Here is an 18,085-nt window from a genome sequence, read left to right as displayed (position 1 = left end):
TGTTAATAAGGGCCAGAATATAGCCACGAATAAACTGTCCCAGAATTGAGCGTTGTGATTTTTAACATTATTGTTTTCCTCTTTATTATTTTTTGCACACACAAAAACCCACCGAGGCCAGTTGACCTAGTAAGGATGAATGCGAGCAGATTTATTATTGACGCCCCTGAAATGTTAAAAAGTAAAGTATTTAGATGTAAACTTTGACGCTTTCTAATGTGGGCAGTTGAGAACGAACTAGATTGAACTGTAGCTCAGCAGTTACTTTGTATATTCCCCATATTTCACGACCTCTTATTGTTATATTGTAACATTTACTTTTAAAAGTAAATACAGCCTCTTTGAGAGATAAATATCAATTAGCGAAACCAAAGAAGATAAAAATTAAGCATATCGCAGTATGAAAAACTTCATTATAAACTCTCTAAATATTGCAATTTCACACAAGACTAAAAGACCAAATAACAACCAGGGGTGTTCACAAAATGAAAATAAGTTTAAAAAAATGTTGATTTTCAGGCTTTTGAAGATTAACCTGTCTCCCTATTAGATACATTTAATCAAGGAGGATGTTAAATGTATAACATTCTTATACCTACACGACTTTATGACGTTCACGCTATGGCAGTGAGCTTTGTGCTAAAAGAGCTTGAACCAAGAGTAAATGCCATCAGATGGTTTGGTACTGACTTCCCATCAATACAAGAACAAACATTTTGCTTAACAAGCAACAGTGGTTCATTTGAAGTAGAACAAGACAACTGTCAATTTAATTCGAACGATATTGATTTAATTTGGTATAGGAGGGTTGGCAACCCTGTAATTGATTTATCTGATGAACATCCAGACTTTGAACAATTAACCAGAGAAAACATTCATTTCTCGAAAAGTTTTTGGGAATTATTGCCACCATCAACACATTGGGTCAACCACTTCATCTCAGCACAAAGAGCTGACTGTAAGTTCTCACAGCTTATTAAGGCTAAGGCCAAAGGTCTAAAAGTACCAGACACCATTTCAAGTAACTCACCAGAGAAAATTAGAGATTTTATCAAAGCTCGCGGCGAGAAAGTAATATATAAATCTTTTAGTGGTATGTATGACTGGAAGGAAGAGGGAGGTTTTTATAGACAGCATGCAGCCCCAGTGAATCTATCAATACTTCCTGATGACAAAATGCTGAGTGTATCAAGCGGGATATATCAAACTTATATAGAAAAAGAATATGAATTAAGAATCTTATATATTGATGGTAGATTTATAGCATGCAAAATAGGCACTTCAGAACATCATTCTGGTCAACATGATTGGCGGGCACTGCCTAGCTCTAAATTTAAGATTACCCCTTATCAACTTCCTGAAGAGATAGAATTTTCTCTGACCGAACTCATGGAATCCCTTGATTTAAAAACAGGCTCAATTGATATGATCCGGAGCAAAAATGGAGAGTATGTATTTTTAGAAGTAAATGAATCTGGTCAGTTTATATGGATGGAATTGGAAAATCCGGAAGTCCGGGTTTTAGGTCCTTTTATTAACTATTTAGTCACAACAGCCTCAAAAGGGACCCTGTCTATTGATGAGTCAAAAGTATCCGCTAATGAGATTTTTAATAATCCTGTTTTCGAGAAACTGCTAGACTCTGATAAAAAGCAGCATGTAGAGGTTGGACTTTAATTACGGAGAAATAACAGATGAAATTGAAAAAAAATAATACTAATGAGCGTATGCTGGGTAGACTGATTGCTAATGAACTAAAAGGTGAAGAGCTAGAAAAGGTTCATGGTGGCGCTGCATCAACACTAGCAGCCAAGGGCTACACCGACTCAGGTAAAGCCGGAGACCTCTCGGCAGACTGTGACAGACAAGCATAAGCATAATTCATTTCAGCAATGTAGGGTTTTACCCTACATTTTTATTTAAGTACTATTATGAAATACATAGCCATAATTTTTTTGCTATTATCAGGTAACTCATTCGCTGATGATTGCAAGAACATCTACGAAAACATAAAGAAAGATTCTCTAAAACTTAATATAGAAGCATTTGACCAAACAACTGGTAGCGGCTGGCGAATTCTAGAAGAAAAACATTGCTATAGTCAATCAGCCCAACTAATAGATGAATACATAAAAGAAAACGGTAACGTTTCTTCTCTTTTATGGCACCAGTTACAAATGAATGCAATGAGCGGCAACTACAAACTTGCTGTAGCTATTGGAAATAAAATTCTCGAAAAAGAGTATAGTAGACAGGATAACTCACCATTTTTATGGGCTGAATACGTAGAAGGTACTCTCGCCTTCCTAGAGGAAGATAATCAGAGACTAGTACAGAATAGAAATAAACTGTCATCCTCTGCTGATTTTCCACCGAACAAAATGAATTTAGTAGTTTTAGACAGGCTAATTGATTGTATAAAGTGCTCTTACAAAAAAGCTTATACTGGTAATTAAAACCAATGGCTTGTTTTCATTTCTGAACTATATATGAAGCCAAGCCTAAACACTTCAAATTTACTTTATAGAGACAACTTTATTCTTTCAAAGGCCAGCGCATAGCGCGAATTATATGGGCCTTCAACTTGGATAGGCCTCCCCCTCAGAAATTACACCGCTAAAAGGAACCTCTATTGTACCTTACTCAAGTAGTGGAAGATCATTGACAATTCCCCTTCTGATAAAACCACTTTCTGATCTCATGGTTTGGCTTTTTGCAATGTCGAATACAAATTGTAACTAATTTGTCATATCGAGTTATCTTCTGAACTCCAAAATCAAATGTTTCCGTACTCACTTTATTACTTACGATATTTTTCATAAGGCTACAAGAACGGAAAGGTATGGGGCCTTCCCTCTCATTCATATTGTGCCGCACTGGTGGAGTATATGTATGTTCTACCCATGCCTCTTACATTTTATTGTTTCTGATGGAGTTGACGCACAACCAATTACTCCAGTTGTCAAACTAAGTAAAAGTATCTTTTTCATCATAACTATCCTTAAATATTATATCTAATGGTGCTATTACCTATGAATTAAGGCGGCTTTGCAAATCACAGCGATATTTTGCTTAATATTTTAATATTCCATTTTTTGACAAATCAATTGCCCATGTATAAGACTGAGCTTGAATTGGCATTAGTGGTGGTCTGTAGAGTAATAGCACAGCCTAATTATTATATGGATATCCACACAGTGAGACTCAAGTTCAAAGATAAAAACCTTTATATTTCTCAGCTTCTGATTGGCCACTTATTCAACGTGGGCTAACCCTAAAATTCTTAGCTACCTCGAATTTAGTCATATTTGGGCCTGATAACATGGACTTTGCTTTACGGATACCTGAATTCGACCACCTTTCGGCTTCTAGCTAGAGCTGCTTACTATGCTTCAGCTATAATATCTTCTAAGGTATTCATTTTCTTATCTAATCTTATTTCTCTGTCAGCAGATGCAATTGTCTCTTTGCGATGCGCAATGATTACACGTGTGATGTTCAGCCTTGATATAGCCTCGTTTATACTAGTTTCCAGATTTGTATCTAAATGGCTAGTGGCTTCATCCATAAATAAAATCTTTGGTTGCTTATACAAAGCGCGCGCGAGTATGATACGTTGTTTTTGCCCACCAGAAAGACTTGACCCCATGTCTCCAATTAAACTTTCATAACCCATTGGCATATTTGCTATATCATCATGTATAGAAGCTAATTGGGCACAATACACAACACGTGCCATATCAACAGGGCTATCAAAGAAAGAGATATTGTCCGAAACTGAACCTGAAAGTAACTCATCATCTTGCATCACTGCTGCTATTTGTTGACGATATTGCCTCGCCCCTACTTTCTCAAGGGAAACTCCATCTATCAACACTTCACCTGACTGAGGTAAATTCAGACCCAATAATATTTTTAACAAAGTTGATTTACCACATCCTGAAGGACCGGTGATTGCAACTGATTCCCCTGAATTAATCTTTAAGTTTAAATGTTCTAATATATTTGGGGTTGCATGAGAATATGAAAAACAGACATTTTTAACTTCAATTTCACCATTGATTGTATGGGGGCTGAGATAGATTGGTTGAAGTTCTTCTTTTTCTGTTAATGCAATATCGGCAATACGGTCGAAGTGTAAACCAAGCATTTTAAACTCGATAAACTTCTCAATTAGATTGGCTGTTTTCTCCATAAACTGACGCTTATAAGACATAAAAGCAAATAACATTCCTGTACTAAATCCTCCTTGAATTACTAATAGCGCAGCCATATACACTACCACGATATTTTCAATTCCAAAAAGAGCTCTGTTTACTGCTTCGTAGCCTATATTGAAGTTACCAATACGAATATTTTGATTGATAGCATTAGCATAACGATTTTGCCATTGACCTTCACGTTTCGCCTCAGAACCAAACAACTTGATGGTTTGAATACCGCGGACTGTCTCCATGAAGTTTGAGTTTTCTTCAGCCAGAGCCATTATTTCTTGCTCACTGATCGAACGATAAGGCTTGTACATAGCAACACGTACCGCAGCATAAGCAAATACTGCCACTAGCACAACAGCTGATAAGGATGGACTATAAAAGAAGATCATTGCCAAAGTAATTATCGCCATTAGACCGTCAATAATTGCTTCAATTACACCCGTCGTCAATAACTGTTTAACTTGCTTTAAAGAACCAAATCGTGAGACGACATCACCCATATGACGTTTTTCAAAGTACGATAAAGGCAAACGCACCAAATGGTGAAATAAATTGGCACCAAGTTGGATATTCATCTGATTACCAAAATGCAATAAGGTAAAGCCTCTAAGCGCATTAGTTGCTATTTCAAACACTAATACCAAAAAGAAGCCTATTGCTAGTACTGTTAACAATGAGGTATCGCCAGTGAGGACCACATCGTCTATCACCAACTGAATATAGTAAGGCGCTGCAAGAGTAAAAACTTGTAGGAGAATCGATAATATGAAAATCAATATTAAAGAACTTTTAAGGCCCGAAATTCGGCTCCAGAAATCAGAAAACCTAAGTTTCGGTTTACTTTCACGTTTTTCAAAGTCTTTAGTTGGATTGAGCTCTAATGCAACTCCTGTAAAATGTTTTGATGCTTCTTCAAGTGTAAGTGTTTGTTCACCCTTTGCTGGGTCATGAATGACGATTCGCTTTTCATTGGCCTCTTTAAGCACTACAAAATGGTTTAAGTCCCAATGCAGGATACTCGGAGTTTGTAACGCGTCAAGATCTTCCAGGTCAATACGTAATGGCCTAGTACTTAACTTTAAGTGCTCAGCGAAACCTATAATGTCGAGTAGTGTTGCTCCCTCAAAAGATATGCTAAACCTTCTTCTAAGTGACACTAAATCGGTTTGGTAACCATGGAAACAAGCCACCATAGCTAGACTTGCCAAACCGCATTCTGCCGCTTCAGACTGTAAAATAATGGGCAATGATTTCCTTGACCAAAATTGTAGCTTGTTCACTACATTTTCATCTTTTGCATGCATTTAAAACTGCCTTATTATTGTTATTGAAAGAGATCATTTTTTCACTAATGAAATTGACCTCTAATACTAAATACCGGATCAAATAGCCAACGTAATAACGAACGCTTTTCAATAACAATATCAGCATCGAGATTCATACCGACTCTCAAGGGTGTTGCTTTGCCATAAGCTTGAATAGCTTGATCATTTAAAGTAATAACCACACGATAAGCTGGCTCAGTTAAAATGGTCTGAGAATCAACCTCTTCCGGTAAAATCACTGAACTACTAATTTCTGTAATTGTACCGTCGTATACACCGAACTTCTCGTAAGGGAATGAGTGATAGCGAATACGTACATTTTGCCCTACATCAACAAAACCAAATGCCGAGGTTGGTACATATACTATTGCCTGCATGTCACTATTTTCAGGTAACACAGACATCAACATTTGCCCTGTCGAGACAGTTTTGCCAACTTTAGCTGTTAAACCACTCACGATACCAGATTTAGGAGCTCGTAGTTCACCTAAACGCTGCTGTTCAATTGATGAAAGCCGCATTTGTAAATCAGCCTTTTGTGACTCAAGTTGAGCAATGTGAGAGTATTGCTGCAACGGACGTTGCTTAATTTGCTTTTCGTGTTGTTTTAACTGGCTGGCTAAAGAAACTCGCTCAGACTTAATACTCGATGCCTGTTGTTGTAGGGACAACAATGTATCTTTTTGTTTTTGCAATTCTAACTCAGAGATAAATCCAGTGCCTTTTAAAGTGCCAACTTGCTCTACCATCTGTTTGTTCAAAGCTAGCCGTTCTTTGAATATGGTTGACTGCCTATCCAGTTCAGATAAACTCTGCTCAAGCGATTTTTTTTGTAATCGCAATTGTTCAAGGTCTAGAATATCTTGCGCTTGCTGCTGTTTTATTTGTAGCTCAAGAGAGCTAAGCTGAAACTGGTATTGATTCAGCAAGGCTTGATTTAACTCCAATTTTTGACTGCTATGTTTAGCTGAAGCAATTTTAACAAGCGTTGCACCAGCTTTAACAAATTGCCCTTCAGAAACCAATACTTCAGAAATCAAACCCGATTGAGAAGCTTCAATGCGCAGTATACCTGCATCAGGTTCTATCACCCCAATAACTCGTTCTTTACGGGTGTATTGCCCAAGACTCAAAAAGACAAAACTTACAATGACGATCGCTAATATCAACACTGTGAGTCTTTTAAAAATTGGTGGCTGAATAATCGACACTGTTCCTTCTAATCTGTGTCTTTTATGCTCCAGCACTTCTTTGCGGAATAGACTGTCCATAGCTCATTTCTTGTACGTTAACGTTATATTAACTTGAAAAGTAAATATATCACTTTGGCTGTAATAATGGAATACTGCTTTGATGAGACTAACTATTTAGTTCAATAAAAACGAAAAGCTCTCAGATGTTACTTTTAAAGAGAGGAAATACAACCAGTTTATGAGAGATAAAGCACTCTCTATCTTTTAGATAAAAGGGGTGCTTGACCGCACCTGCGAAGGCAAAATTTAGCGGTCAAGCGATAAACTGTTATGAATGTTTATGGTTGAGAATTTAGCTCGATTGGAGAGAAAAGATCAGAAATAGGAGGTTTAGCTGTTTTATTAGGCCAAAGTATATTCTCTACTTGTTTGCTCTGCTCCCAATGAACAAAGTCAGGAGCTTTGTCTATTTTCGCCTTTTTAATATTTGCACCAGAAGCGTTACTCAAATTATCAGCAACACTTTCAACAAATGATAACACGTTTGGCTCATCAGTTGCTGCATTATAGTATGCAATCAAAACCCCATTGAAGAAAACAGCTTTATCACCGTCTTCCGAAGAAATTGAACATAAATCCATAGTCACTCCAGCTCATATATTTTTGCCAAAGCTATCATATGCGTTAAATCGCGCCCGATTCTGGGAAAAAGGTTTAAATTTAACTAATAATTGATGAAATCACATAGAGCGCGAACCTAAAAGAAACTTCTTAGTTGTAATGTGGAATATTCACATCTAAAATCACTGTTTATTTATACAGTATTTTGTAATTATGCTTAGCAAACTTACCCCTTCAAGCACAGAACTACCTATCGCAGACTTTTCAGTTGCTTCAGGTTCCCCAACCCATGCGAAGATCGCCTAGCCTACTCAATCAGTTTAGGAGAGATCCAAATTAAGCGCCCTAGCAGCACATTCCTATTCAGAGTGTCAGGCAATAGCATGCCCCCAGACATTACTGACGGTTCGAAAATAGTTGTAGGTAAGTAACAATCAAAGCTTGGCGAATTGTATTAGCTACATTAGACAACGAATTTGTTGTATAAGAACTACAAATAAAGAACTAAAAAATTAATTATTAAAAACAACGATCTATGGCCAATTTAAATTAACAACGATGAAAACAACAACTAGAATACGCATGTAATCTGGAGAGTTGCCACTGGTTTAATTAATATATTTTAAAGATTTGTGTTCTATGCGACATCAATGCTACTTATGTTCCGTTTTGCCAGCATTTCTAACTTCAAAGCGACTTTGCCCCCTATTAGTGTTTTAGCTCTAATGAGGGCGATGTACTAGCATGGAATCAAGCTATCAAAGATTTAGGTATCAAGATGAGAGAGCCGCCTTTAGTTAAGCAACTTAAATGATAGTGACCGATAGCAGAGGCTTAATCAAACTAAAAATAGTTTTCAACAATTAGTACCCCTGAATATATTAAACAAACTATACCTATTAAAATAAGTACAGTATTAAAAGCTGACATATATAGCTTGAACTTATGTGAAGCCTTTTCTTCTTCCATGATATTTACACCCCAATAAAGGCACTTCATTAACTGACTATAGAGATAATGCTTTAGTTATAAGAGTAGACTAATCCACAAAACACATGACTTTAATTAATTCAAAAAGTAATTTATTCGAAGCAACTTATGCGACAAGAAAGTGCCAACCTCAATAATCAAAAGCGTCCTTTCTGCTTTAAAAATCCTTAAATCGAATGTCCAACCAAGAGAAGCAAAATAACACCTGTCGCGATTACTTGCGGATATATTCAAATTCCGTGATGAACTTTTAACATGCATTAAATTTCAATACGGTTTTTGCCATCCTTTTTAGCTTTATATAAAAGCCTATCAGCCTTGCTTATAACTTCTTCAATAGATAACGAATTGTCTATAAGCTCGATTGCTCCAGCACTAAAGGTAAAATGTAGCTTTGTACTTGCTTGATTAACTAGAATAGTTTGTACTGCACTTTGTAACCTGATTAAGGCTTTTTTAGCGTCATGCACATCTATACCTTGAAATACAATGAGAAACTCTTCGCCGCCAAATCGATAAATTAAATCTTCACTCCTCAAGTGCTCCTGAGCTATTGCAGTAAAACCAATAAGGGTCTCATCACCAACTTGATGTCCATAAGTATCATTAATCGACTTAAAATTATCAAAATCAATAAATGCGACTGTCAATGGCATTCTTTTTCGCATATGAAGACTTATTATTTTATTTATGGATTCGAAAAAGTACCGCCTATTATAAACACCGGTTAACTCGTCGCAGAATGCTAAATTAATGAGCCTTTCTTCCAACTTTGCCTGTTTTTGAACCATAAACCGATATGTACAGCAATCTGCAACTAACTCTGCAAAATGAACTTCATCACGATTCCATCTACGATAGTCCCCCTTTTGTTCGCAGCACACTACTCCTATTGGGTAACCTTCACTAAAGATGATAGTATCAAGCATTGATTTGACATTCTCTTTAATTAAATAGGTGTCTGAAAAACCACAAGTTCGACTATCTAAAATCGCATTCTGAACAACGATTGGTGCCCCGAAGTCGATTGCCTCAAAATACTGAGGGTTTTCATCTTTCACTAAATAAGGTAATTCATTCGGTACACCATTTTTACCCCAATCAGTATTTGCTACACATTCCAAAATTTCACTGTCAGAGTTTGAACTCAATAACCAGACAGAAACACGGCTAACCTCTAAAGTCTCAAGTGCATCTTGTAAAACTTGCCACATAAACTCTTGAGCAGGAACAGCTAAGTCCACTTTAAGTGATGCATGTCGCCTAATTAAATTAGAATTTGCTAATATCGTATCAAAGTAATCCAAGAAAGCCCCTCATAAAGCCTATTTCAATAAAAATTTAAGCCTAACCTGATACAAAAATCAATGAAATGTAAGTAAGGATGACTACATTGAAATCAATAGACCTTGTACTTCTAGCTTCTAACACCAATCAAGTTCAAATGAACAGACGAAAAATTATACATTATTGCCAGTGATATCACTATTAAATTCAAAATACTATAGAGCGGTAATTATCACATTATTGCATAGAAAGTTTACCACCACGCTAACGGATATCAGTTTTAGAGGAGCGATGCACCCGAAGGAGTTGACTATAAGGTTCTATACTTCTCACTGCATAGTAAACATACTTTGAGTCCCTTATATAAACCCAGAGTCGCCTATAAATACTCCCCTCAAACAAAAAAACCAAAAATCAAAAATCAAACCATACCTCAATTTTCGCTTTACCCGCCAAAAATTAAAGCATACACTATAAAAAAACACATACAATAAGGTTCATGATGACTATCTCTAAAGTAGAAGCCACAGATATTGCATTTGACGAGCTAAAGGACGGCTCAGAGTTATATATTCAGCGCCGTAATAGACGCCTTCTAAATAACCACCGGAAAGAGCTCCGAGTGTTTACTAAAGCTGAAGCAGTGGCATACTTAGATATTGATGCACGAACTTTAGACAAATATTGCAAATCTCTAAAAATCAACCCTAGAAGACATGAAGAGAGCCAGTGGCTATTGGATATTGAGGAAGTATACAAAGTTCGAGATTCACTTCCTGGGGAGCTAAAGAAACAATTACCATTTGTTCGCAGTGAAAGCCAAGACCTACAAGTTATAGTTGTTCAAAATCAAAAAGGCGGTGTTGGTAAGACTGTTACTGCAGCGACAGCTGCATCTGGCCTGGCGACTGAGTTCCATCAAAACTATCGTGTTGGCTTAATTGATATGGATGGCCAAGGCACTTTATCAATGTATTACGCTCCTGAATCAGCAGAAGAAGGGTGTCTATCTGTTGGTGACTTAATTATGGGAAACTATGAGCTTGATGAAAACGAAACACTAAAAGAAGCTATCAGTGAAGCGTTTTTGCCGACAACTATTCCTAACTTACGTATTTTACCAGCTTCACAATCAGACCGAGCAATTGAAGGCTGGTTCCATGAAGCGGTATTCAATCAACAACTAAGCTCTCCTTACTCAATATTGCACGATATCATTGAGCAAGTTAAAGATGAATTCGACATTATTATCATTGATACGCCTCCATCGCTAGGCTACGCGACATACAACGCATATTACGCTGGTACGAGTGTCATTTTTCCATTGTCTGTTACTGAAAATGATATTGATGCTACATGCTCATATTTTAGTTACATCCCTCAAGTATGGACACTACTTAAGAATGCGAAACACCCTGGCTATGATTTTATGAAAATATTACTAACTAATCATAAAGAAAGCTCAACAACAACTGATTTGCAAAACAACTTATATGATAGTTTTTCATCCTACCTTTACTCAACTGAGTTCAACAATAGCGAGGCAGTGAGACAAGCGTCATCATTACTATCTACCGTATTTGATATGTCGAAAAGTGAATATCCTAAAACCAAAATGACGTTCCAGAACGCACAACAAAATGGATATGAAGTTACAAGCCAAATACATCGTGATATTCAAAAAGTATGGCGTGAGCAAGAGAAGGAGCAGTAAGAATGGCTAAAAAAAGAGGTTCAGTTTCTCCACTAGGTAATGCGCCAGGTTCACAAGAAGCGATTGCTGACAGTAATAAAAATCACATAGAAAGCCTAGCCAAGCGCCTGAAGCTTGAGGCGGAAAAGAGCCAAACGCCACTTGAAGATGTGTTATCTCAACACCTTGGGGTGGTTAGCGTTGGGCAAAGTAAAGTTTGGACGTTAAAATCGGGCCAAAAAGCTACGTTCACCCCTGTTACGTTGTCATATGAGCAGCTTAAATCAAATACAGTCGTCACTTTTGAAATCAATGGGCGAGAACAATCACTATTAACAGAAGAGTCGCTACAAGACTTATCAACATTAGATAACCAACAGTTCTACCCAGCAATTGGTCGACGCCTGCCTGATAATAAGATTGACGTTCTTGATGGTTCGCGTCGTCGCGCTTATGTACTTGAGAAAAGCGGTTCTATAGGAGCTTTCTCAATGTTAGTTACAGATGACGAAATCAGCCTAAGCGATGCAAAGGCTCTCGCTACATCACTACAGTCAGTTAAAGAGCACAGCTTACGTGAAATTGGATTACGCCTAGAACGAGACAAAGAGGCATACTTAGCTGAGCATGGCAAAAAGTTGAACCAAGCTGAGTTAGCTGAACGCCATGGCTTAAGTCAATCAAAGGTAAGCAAAGCACTCCAAGCCGCAACAATCGATAGTGATTTAATTTCTGTTTTTCCAGATATTTCATTACTCAACCATAGTGACTATAAAGCGCTAATAGCAACACAGGCTTTATTAGGTGATCAACTAAGTGATTTCATTGAAGAGTTAAAAAGTAAAGTGAATGAGCTAAAAGTTGACGGTGGCTTAATCAAAGAAGACCTTAAAGACAAACTCAGCAAACTAATAGCTGATGAGTCTAAGTCCTTCAAACCTACTACAGATAAACCAGTTGTAACGACGTTATTCAAATTTGAAAATAAAGATCAGTTTGCTCGCAAAAAGGTGAAAGGGAGAAACTTTTCTTATGAGTTTGGACGAATCCCGAAAGACATTCAAGAGAAACTTGATACAGCTATTACAAACGTCTTGAGCGAAATGGGATAAAAGTTAATATGGATTGCTTACTATGAAGTAAGTAGTCCATTTAATGTATCGATAAGACTATAAAATTAAAAGAGCTGCTCGATTGTCTAAACTCCCCCCATTCATCTATGTAAATGAAAGCTAACTTCACATTACATCTTTATTATTGTGTTTTAAAGCATAAGCTCTTTTAATTTTTCCATTTATACTGAAACCTTTCAAAGCATTAGGTGAGTGATAACTATCAGATATTACAGATGTTTGCTAATCACAAAGAAATTCGAATTCCCTTAGTTTTAAAAGAGAAAAGTTTAGTAATGCCCCAATGGAGTATATTTTCACACGTCATGATACAGTTGTACTATCAAGGCGCTTCATAGACGAAAATACACTTATAAGACTAGTCCTTTGTTGGATAACAATACTAAGGCCTACTATTTTAATAAATGATTAAGCTCAAGAACAAGTTACCTGTTCAACTTTACTGCTCATAATTAGCTCTTCAAACTTGCCGCAATTTAAAGGTTTACTAAGTAAGTAGCCTTGCCCCATCTGACAACCTAGCGCTCGAAGCCTATCTTGCTGTCCTTTTGTCTCGATACCTTCAGCTACAATTTGTAAATTAAGAGTGCAAGCTAAATCTATTATAGTCGTAACAATATTGAGCGCTTGAACATCGTCATTCATATCACGAACAAAAGATTGGTCTATTTTTAGTACATCCAATGGGAACAACCTTAAATATGAAAGGCTAGAATAACCAGTTCCAAAGTCATCAAGAGCAATACTCACCCCCATTTCAGAAATAAGCTTTAATTGACTTACAGTGTATTCAAAGCTTTCAATCAAAGCCGATTCCGTTACTTCTAACTCTAAATAACGACTAGGTAATTGGGTTCTTTCAAGGATCTCTGCCACTGTACCTACAAGTTTAGTATCTGTGAATTGTTTAGCCGATACATTTACTGCAACTTTAATAGGCAACCCTTTATCAAGCCATTTTTTTGCAGCGATACAGCTTTTTTCAAGAACTTGCTCCCCTAAACGAAAAATAAGCCCCGCTTCTTCTGCATATTCAATAAAGTGAACTGGGGAAATAAACCCACCTTGACCATCTTTTAAACGAACTAAGCTCTCTACACCGATAAGTGAATCATTATTCAAATCATATTTAGGTTGATAATGAAGTTCGAGATCATTTTCTTCTAGTGCCTTTCTTAATATATTTCCGACCTCCAGACGTCTATTCATTTCAATCTGTAATTCATCACTAAAGTAAAAGTAACTATTTGCAGGTTCATTCTTTGCTTTATACATCGCAGAGTCTGCGTGGCGAAGCATCTCTTCAACACTTGAAGCATCGTCAGGGTAAACACTTATACCTAAACTTGCAGTAAGTATATGTTGTTCACCACCAGACCTAAAAGGTTTGCTAATAACATTGAGAACTTCGTTAACAAGAGGCTCTAAACTCAATGAATTAGCTGAATGAGGTATAACGAGTGCAAACTCATCTCCTCCTACACGAGCAACTGTTACATCATTACAAGCGAACCTATCTAAACTGTGGCCTATATGTGCAATTATTTCATCACCAATGTGATGACCTAAGGCGTCGTTGATAAATTTAAACTTATCTAAATCAAGTAACATTAAAGTTACTTTTGTTTTTTTATAAGAAGCTCTTGCTATACTTTGAGTTATCCTGTCATGAAGCAAGACTCGATTTGGTAATGCTGTTAATTGATCATGATGAGATAGATAGGTCATCTGCAAAGACATAGCAAAAGTTTCGCTAACATCTTGAAAAACCATGACAGCTCCGCATTGATTTTTATTTTTATCGAGAATAGGCGCGGCACTGTCTTCGACTCGATGAATAATACCCTGCTTGCTAGTTAATTGGGTATTTAAAGCCATCGCAACAGGTCTATTTTCATTTAATGCAACAACCAATGGGTTTATTGACGAAACTTTAGTTGTAGCATCAGCTAGCTGCATCACTTCTTTAATATGACGACCTTTTGCAGCAGTTTCGGACCATCCTGTAAGCCTCTGTGCTACAGGGTTCATATACTCAATATTTGCATTTATGTCCGTGGAGATAACAGCGTCAGCTATCGAATCTAAAGTAATTCTAAGATGTTCCTTTTCGGTGAAAAGCTCTGTCTGAGCCTGTAGTAGCGCTTTTTCTTGAATTATAATTTTAATATGGTTTTCAATACGAATACGGCACAGAATTAAATTTAAAGGCTTTGAAATAAAGTCTATCGCCCCTAGAGATAGCGCTCTTTCTTCTATTGCAGGAGCACTGTGGGATGTGATCACTATTGTTCTTATATTGGCAAGGCTTGGTTTTTTTTGGATCGTCTCTAGGATATCAAAACCGCTGACTTTCGGCATTTCTAGGTCTAGAATTAAGATGTCTGGTTTTACTTTCTCTAATAGAGCAACTGCTTCATAACTGTTAGTAGAGGTCGTAATATCCCCTACTCCCTCTAATGCATGCTCTAACTGTAAGGTAGTAATACCCTCATCATCTATAATGAAAACACTGCAGTTATCCACTTTTGTTCCTTCAATATTTTGTACCTACTTACAATAACGCTAAAATATAAAAATTACGACATGCTTTTGTATTAGTAAGTAAAAAATGTTTATTAAAAGCTATTACCTGTAAAGAAACCTCTCAACATGTATAAGTACACTTAGAACCAGCATAGCTATATTGAAAGTAAAAACGAATCAAAGATGGTCAAAAAAGCCAAAGGCAGTGCTAATTATGAAAAGCTCGAATACCGTGTTGCTAAATGCCAAGAAAAGGTAGCGAATGCTCGCGCTGATTTTCAACACAAACTCTCTCGAACTCTCGTTGACGAAAACCAAGCGGTGATAGTTAAGGCGTTGAAATCAGCATATTATGAAAAACCGCAAACTTGCAACCTCATGGCATAACTTTGTTGCGAAACGGGAATACAAATTAAAAGAACAAGGTAAAAACCTAGTAAAGTTAGACAAGTGGTAAGCCAGCTCTAAGACATGCCACTGTTGCGGCCATAAAATGGAAGAAATGCCCTTATCGGTTTGTAAATGGGATTGCCCGTCTTGCGGTACCACAGATATTGATCGCGGCTTTAACGCCGCCCTAAATATCCGAGATAAAGGTATCCTGGAATTAAAGGCGGCTGGACGGTCGTATCTGCTTATGGAAACTGCATAAGCCTCGATACTATCGAGCAACGGCTAACGAAATAAGAAACATCGCCTGATAAGGCAGTGAGAAGTCACAAGTTCTAATCTAATCAAAGGTTCGTTTTAAATTGTCCCACAGCCTGAACTACTTCTTTAGCGCCTTTTTGTATATCATCAATTACTTGCCCTGCACTATTTGATAAATCCAAGGCATCCTTAGCTTCTACTAAACTATCTTCAATTTGGGTAACAGCGTCTTTGGTTAGCACTTTGTTTTCTGAAACTACGCTAATTATCTGTTCAGTAGCTAAACTAGTCCTTGATGCTAATTGTCTTACTTCATCTGCAACCACTGAAAAGCCACGTCCTTGCTCACCAGCCCTCGCAGCCTCGATAGCAGCATTTAGTGCTAATAGATTTGTTTGGTCTGCTATGCCTTTTATACTATCAACAAGCTGGGACACCTTTTCTGACTGTATATCGAGTTTATTTATCCCTTCGCTCGCAGTTTCAAGTTTCTTTGAAAGAGCATTCATAGTTAAAATTGTTTGTTTAACCACACCTAATCCACTTTCCGCATCTGAGTCTGTTTGTTTTGAAATATCATATGCAATCCCAGCTGTCTCTGAGATAGCTTGCTCCCTTCTCATTTGATCTGTTATGACGGTCGCAAACTTGGTAACTTTATACAAGTCACCATTATCGTCGTGTATTGGGTTATATGAAGCTTCAAGCCATACTTCGTTACCATAACTGTCGAATCTTTTGAACCTCCCGGTGATATATTGACCACTTTTCAACTTGGACCAAAATTGAATATAAGCATTAGAGCTTACTTCTTCAGAGTCGCAAAAAATACTGTGATGCTTCCCTAGTATCTGGTTTTTAGAGTACCCCATAGAACTTAGAAAATTATCGTTAGCGTTCAAAATTATGCCGTCCAAAGTAAACTCAATTACTGCCGAAGAACGACTCAAAGCAGCAATCATATCTTCTTTCTCTCTGGAAAGTGTAATAGTTCGAGTAAGTTCAGAGGAAAAAATAGCAAGCCCTTCTTTTGTTGGCTGAACAATACTTCTAAGCCATAGTTCACGGTCCGATTTAGTTTTTAATTGCAAAGCTCCGTGCCAGTGGTTCATTTTTTTTAAAGCTAACAAAAACTTCTGCGTGTGAGGCTTATCTAATGCTTTTTTTATAAGTAAGCTACTTATTTCATTTCCATTTAAGTCCTCAACAGTGCTTTCCATAGCTTTTGCAAAGTGTTGATTAGCTCTAAGAATTTCTCCATTTTTGCCAACCAGTACATACAGCATTTCTTCTTTCAGTTCCTGCTTAATATTTTCATACTCAGCAACTTGATCTCTTAAAAAAGCCATTTCAGATAACAGTTTCTTATTCGTAAACCACATTAGTGTAGTTCCCTATATTAAATTGACTCAAAACTTCACAATTAAGGATTAATTGGCCTGACGGACAACATATTATTTAAGTGTAGAAAAGTGATAACCTGAAATAGAGGCTTAGCTCACTCTGTAAAATTCATAAGCATTGAATTGCTAAAAACAATGATATTCACTACTTTCGCTCTAATAGTTGCTTTAGCAGTTATACGCTAAATTGTTATAAAAAGACCAATTTAACATAACAAAAAAAATTAGTACTTTTATCCGCTAAAAAACTTTTTCTTTAAGTAAAACTCTTAGCCTCTTAAACAATAGTGCATTTTTCTGAAGTTGAGATATACAAATTGTTCGAGAACCAATATCAACTAACTTAACAGACCTACCCCACTTTACTGTATGATACTTAACATCATTTTGAGCATAAACTCAGCCTCGTCATTTGCTGATAACATACGATTCTCCAAATAGTTTATTCATATGTAATAGCAAAACCAGTTTGGCAGGTTTCTCTTAAGGGGGATTCACCCATAGATTGTTACCACTTTTACTTTACGATTCGGGATGCCAGTATGAACTTCTTGTATCTATTGTTTTTACGAATGCTATAAAAGTGAACTAGCTATATTTGATGATCTAGAAAACTTTTTCCCAAGGGATTGAGCCGTATAACTCGCCCTTGTCTCTAACATTAATTCAGCTGCCTTTTCTATCGATGCCTTTTTTAAACCTTTTTAAATTGAAAATTTATCGACAATATCAATTGATGAATTTTGCGCTCATTTTCAAAAAAATAATTTAACAATGCCAGCCTTTGGGCAAATTCATTTTTAATACCACCTTATGTACACAGGTGCCGCAGAGTCTTTTAAGGTTGTAACTAAATCATCAAACAAACTGGCTGTGCTCATAATTTTTTAAGCTGATAGACGCACTCAGAACGAATCAAGTCATGGGTTTCATTCATCTGACATCCTTTTGTGAACTACCCTGCGACATCGCTTCGCTCTGATCACTGGGCTTCTACAGTCTAGCTTAACGGCTAGGCTGCTTCTTTTTTCTCAGATCCAAAATCCAAC

General features: G+C 36.9%; 12 protein-coding genes and 2 pseudogenes. 8 read left to right on the top strand and 6 right to left on the bottom strand.

Annotation, left to right across the window (positions count from 1 at the left end; all coding sequences use genetic code 11):
- Positions 1–576: 576 nt before the first annotated feature.
- From BIZ38_RS18460 to BIZ38_RS18450, 3 genes are read left to right on the top strand one after another with little or no spacing between them, the layout of a single operon-like run.
- Positions 577–1,677, top strand: a complete 1,101-nt coding sequence (locus BIZ38_RS18460) for a hypothetical protein (RefSeq protein ID WP_187490973.1) — start codon at positions 577–579, stop codon at positions 1,675–1,677.
- 17 nt (positions 1,678–1,694) lie between these two features.
- Positions 1,695–1,874 carry a hypothetical protein gene (locus tag BIZ38_RS18455; RefSeq protein ID WP_187490972.1) on the top strand — a complete coding sequence of 60 codons (180 nt, stop codon included), beginning with the start codon at positions 1,695–1,697 and terminating at the stop codon, positions 1,872–1,874.
- A gap of 57 nt (positions 1,875–1,931) precedes the next feature.
- Complete coding sequence (locus tag BIZ38_RS18450; RefSeq protein ID WP_187490971.1) at positions 1,932–2,456, top strand: hypothetical protein; 525 nt, start codon at positions 1,932–1,934, stop codon at positions 2,454–2,456.
- A gap of 929 nt (positions 2,457–3,385) precedes the next feature.
- Here BIZ38_RS18450 and BIZ38_RS18445 read toward each other — a convergent pair.
- From BIZ38_RS18445 to BIZ38_RS18435, 3 genes are all read right to left on the bottom strand, one after another.
- Complete coding sequence (locus BIZ38_RS18445; protein WP_187490970.1) at positions 3,386–5,518, bottom strand: peptidase domain-containing ABC transporter; 2,133 nt, start codon at positions 5,516–5,518, stop codon at positions 3,386–3,388.
- Positions 5,519–5,562: 44 nt separating this feature from the next.
- Positions 5,563–6,810 (bottom strand): HlyD family secretion protein, encoded by a 1,248-nt coding sequence (locus tag BIZ38_RS18440; protein WP_187490969.1) that lies wholly within the window; start codon positions 6,808–6,810, stop codon positions 5,563–5,565.
- Positions 6,811–7,070: 260 nt separating this feature from the next.
- Positions 7,071–7,373 carry a hypothetical protein gene (locus BIZ38_RS18435; protein WP_187490968.1) on the bottom strand — a complete coding sequence of 101 codons (303 nt, stop codon included), beginning with the start codon at positions 7,371–7,373 and terminating at the stop codon, positions 7,071–7,073.
- 285 nt (positions 7,374–7,658) lie between these two features.
- On the opposite strand from BIZ38_RS18435, the pseudogene BIZ38_RS22035 reads away from it, so the two are divergent.
- Positions 7,659–7,784, top strand: a pseudogene (locus BIZ38_RS22035) (S24 family peptidase); the annotation flags it as partial.
- An 819-nt stretch (positions 7,785–8,603) separates the two neighbouring features.
- Here the strand turns inward: BIZ38_RS22035 and BIZ38_RS18430 are convergent.
- Positions 8,604–9,650: a sensor domain-containing diguanylate cyclase gene (locus tag BIZ38_RS18430; protein WP_187490967.1), complete on the bottom strand. Its 1,047-nt coding sequence runs from the start codon at positions 9,648–9,650 to the stop codon at positions 8,604–8,606.
- A 482-nt stretch (positions 9,651–10,132) separates the two neighbouring features.
- Here BIZ38_RS18430 and BIZ38_RS18425 point away from each other — a divergent pair, with 482 nt between their 5' ends.
- On the top strand, positions 10,133–11,344 hold the full coding sequence (locus BIZ38_RS18425; RefSeq protein WP_187490966.1) for a ParA family protein: 1,212 nt from the start codon (positions 10,133–10,135) through the stop codon (positions 11,342–11,344).
- Between the two features lie 2 nt (positions 11,345–11,346).
- The gene (locus tag BIZ38_RS18420; protein WP_187490965.1) at positions 11,347–12,435 is read left to right on the top strand and encodes a ParB family protein; all 1,089 of its coding nucleotides are present in this window, start codon (positions 11,347–11,349) and stop codon (positions 12,433–12,435) included.
- A gap of 435 nt (positions 12,436–12,870) precedes the next feature.
- Here the strand turns inward: BIZ38_RS18420 and BIZ38_RS21990 are convergent, their stop codons facing one another.
- Complete coding sequence (locus BIZ38_RS21990) at positions 12,871–14,982, bottom strand: EAL domain-containing protein (RefSeq protein ID WP_316247588.1); 2,112 nt, start codon at positions 14,980–14,982, stop codon at positions 12,871–12,873.
- Positions 14,983–15,141: 159 nt separating this feature from the next.
- Between BIZ38_RS21990 and BIZ38_RS18410 the strand changes: the two genes are divergently transcribed.
- Positions 15,142–15,369, top strand: coding sequence for a transposase (locus BIZ38_RS18410; protein WP_316247589.1), 228 nt, complete (start codon positions 15,142–15,144; stop codon positions 15,367–15,369).
- Between the two features lie 85 nt (positions 15,370–15,454).
- Positions 15,455–15,634: pseudogene (locus BIZ38_RS22030) on the top strand (zinc ribbon domain-containing protein); the annotation flags it as partial.
- 82 nt (positions 15,635–15,716) lie between these two features.
- On the opposite strand, the gene BIZ38_RS18400 reads toward BIZ38_RS22030, so the two are convergent.
- Entirely contained in the window at positions 15,717–17,015 is a 1,299-nt protein-coding gene (locus BIZ38_RS18400) for a PAS domain-containing methyl-accepting chemotaxis protein (RefSeq protein ID WP_187490963.1), read from the bottom strand.
- Between the last annotated feature and the right edge of the window lie 1,070 nt (positions 17,016–18,085).

Origin of the sequence: Pseudoalteromonas sp. BZK2, from assembly GCF_014349195.1 — a bacterium.
GTDB lineage: Bacteria > Pseudomonadota > Gammaproteobacteria > Enterobacterales > Alteromonadaceae > Pseudoalteromonas > Pseudoalteromonas simplex.
The sequence above is the reverse complement of the archived record's forward strand: the minus strand, read 5'-3'. Positions and strand labels throughout refer to the sequence as shown.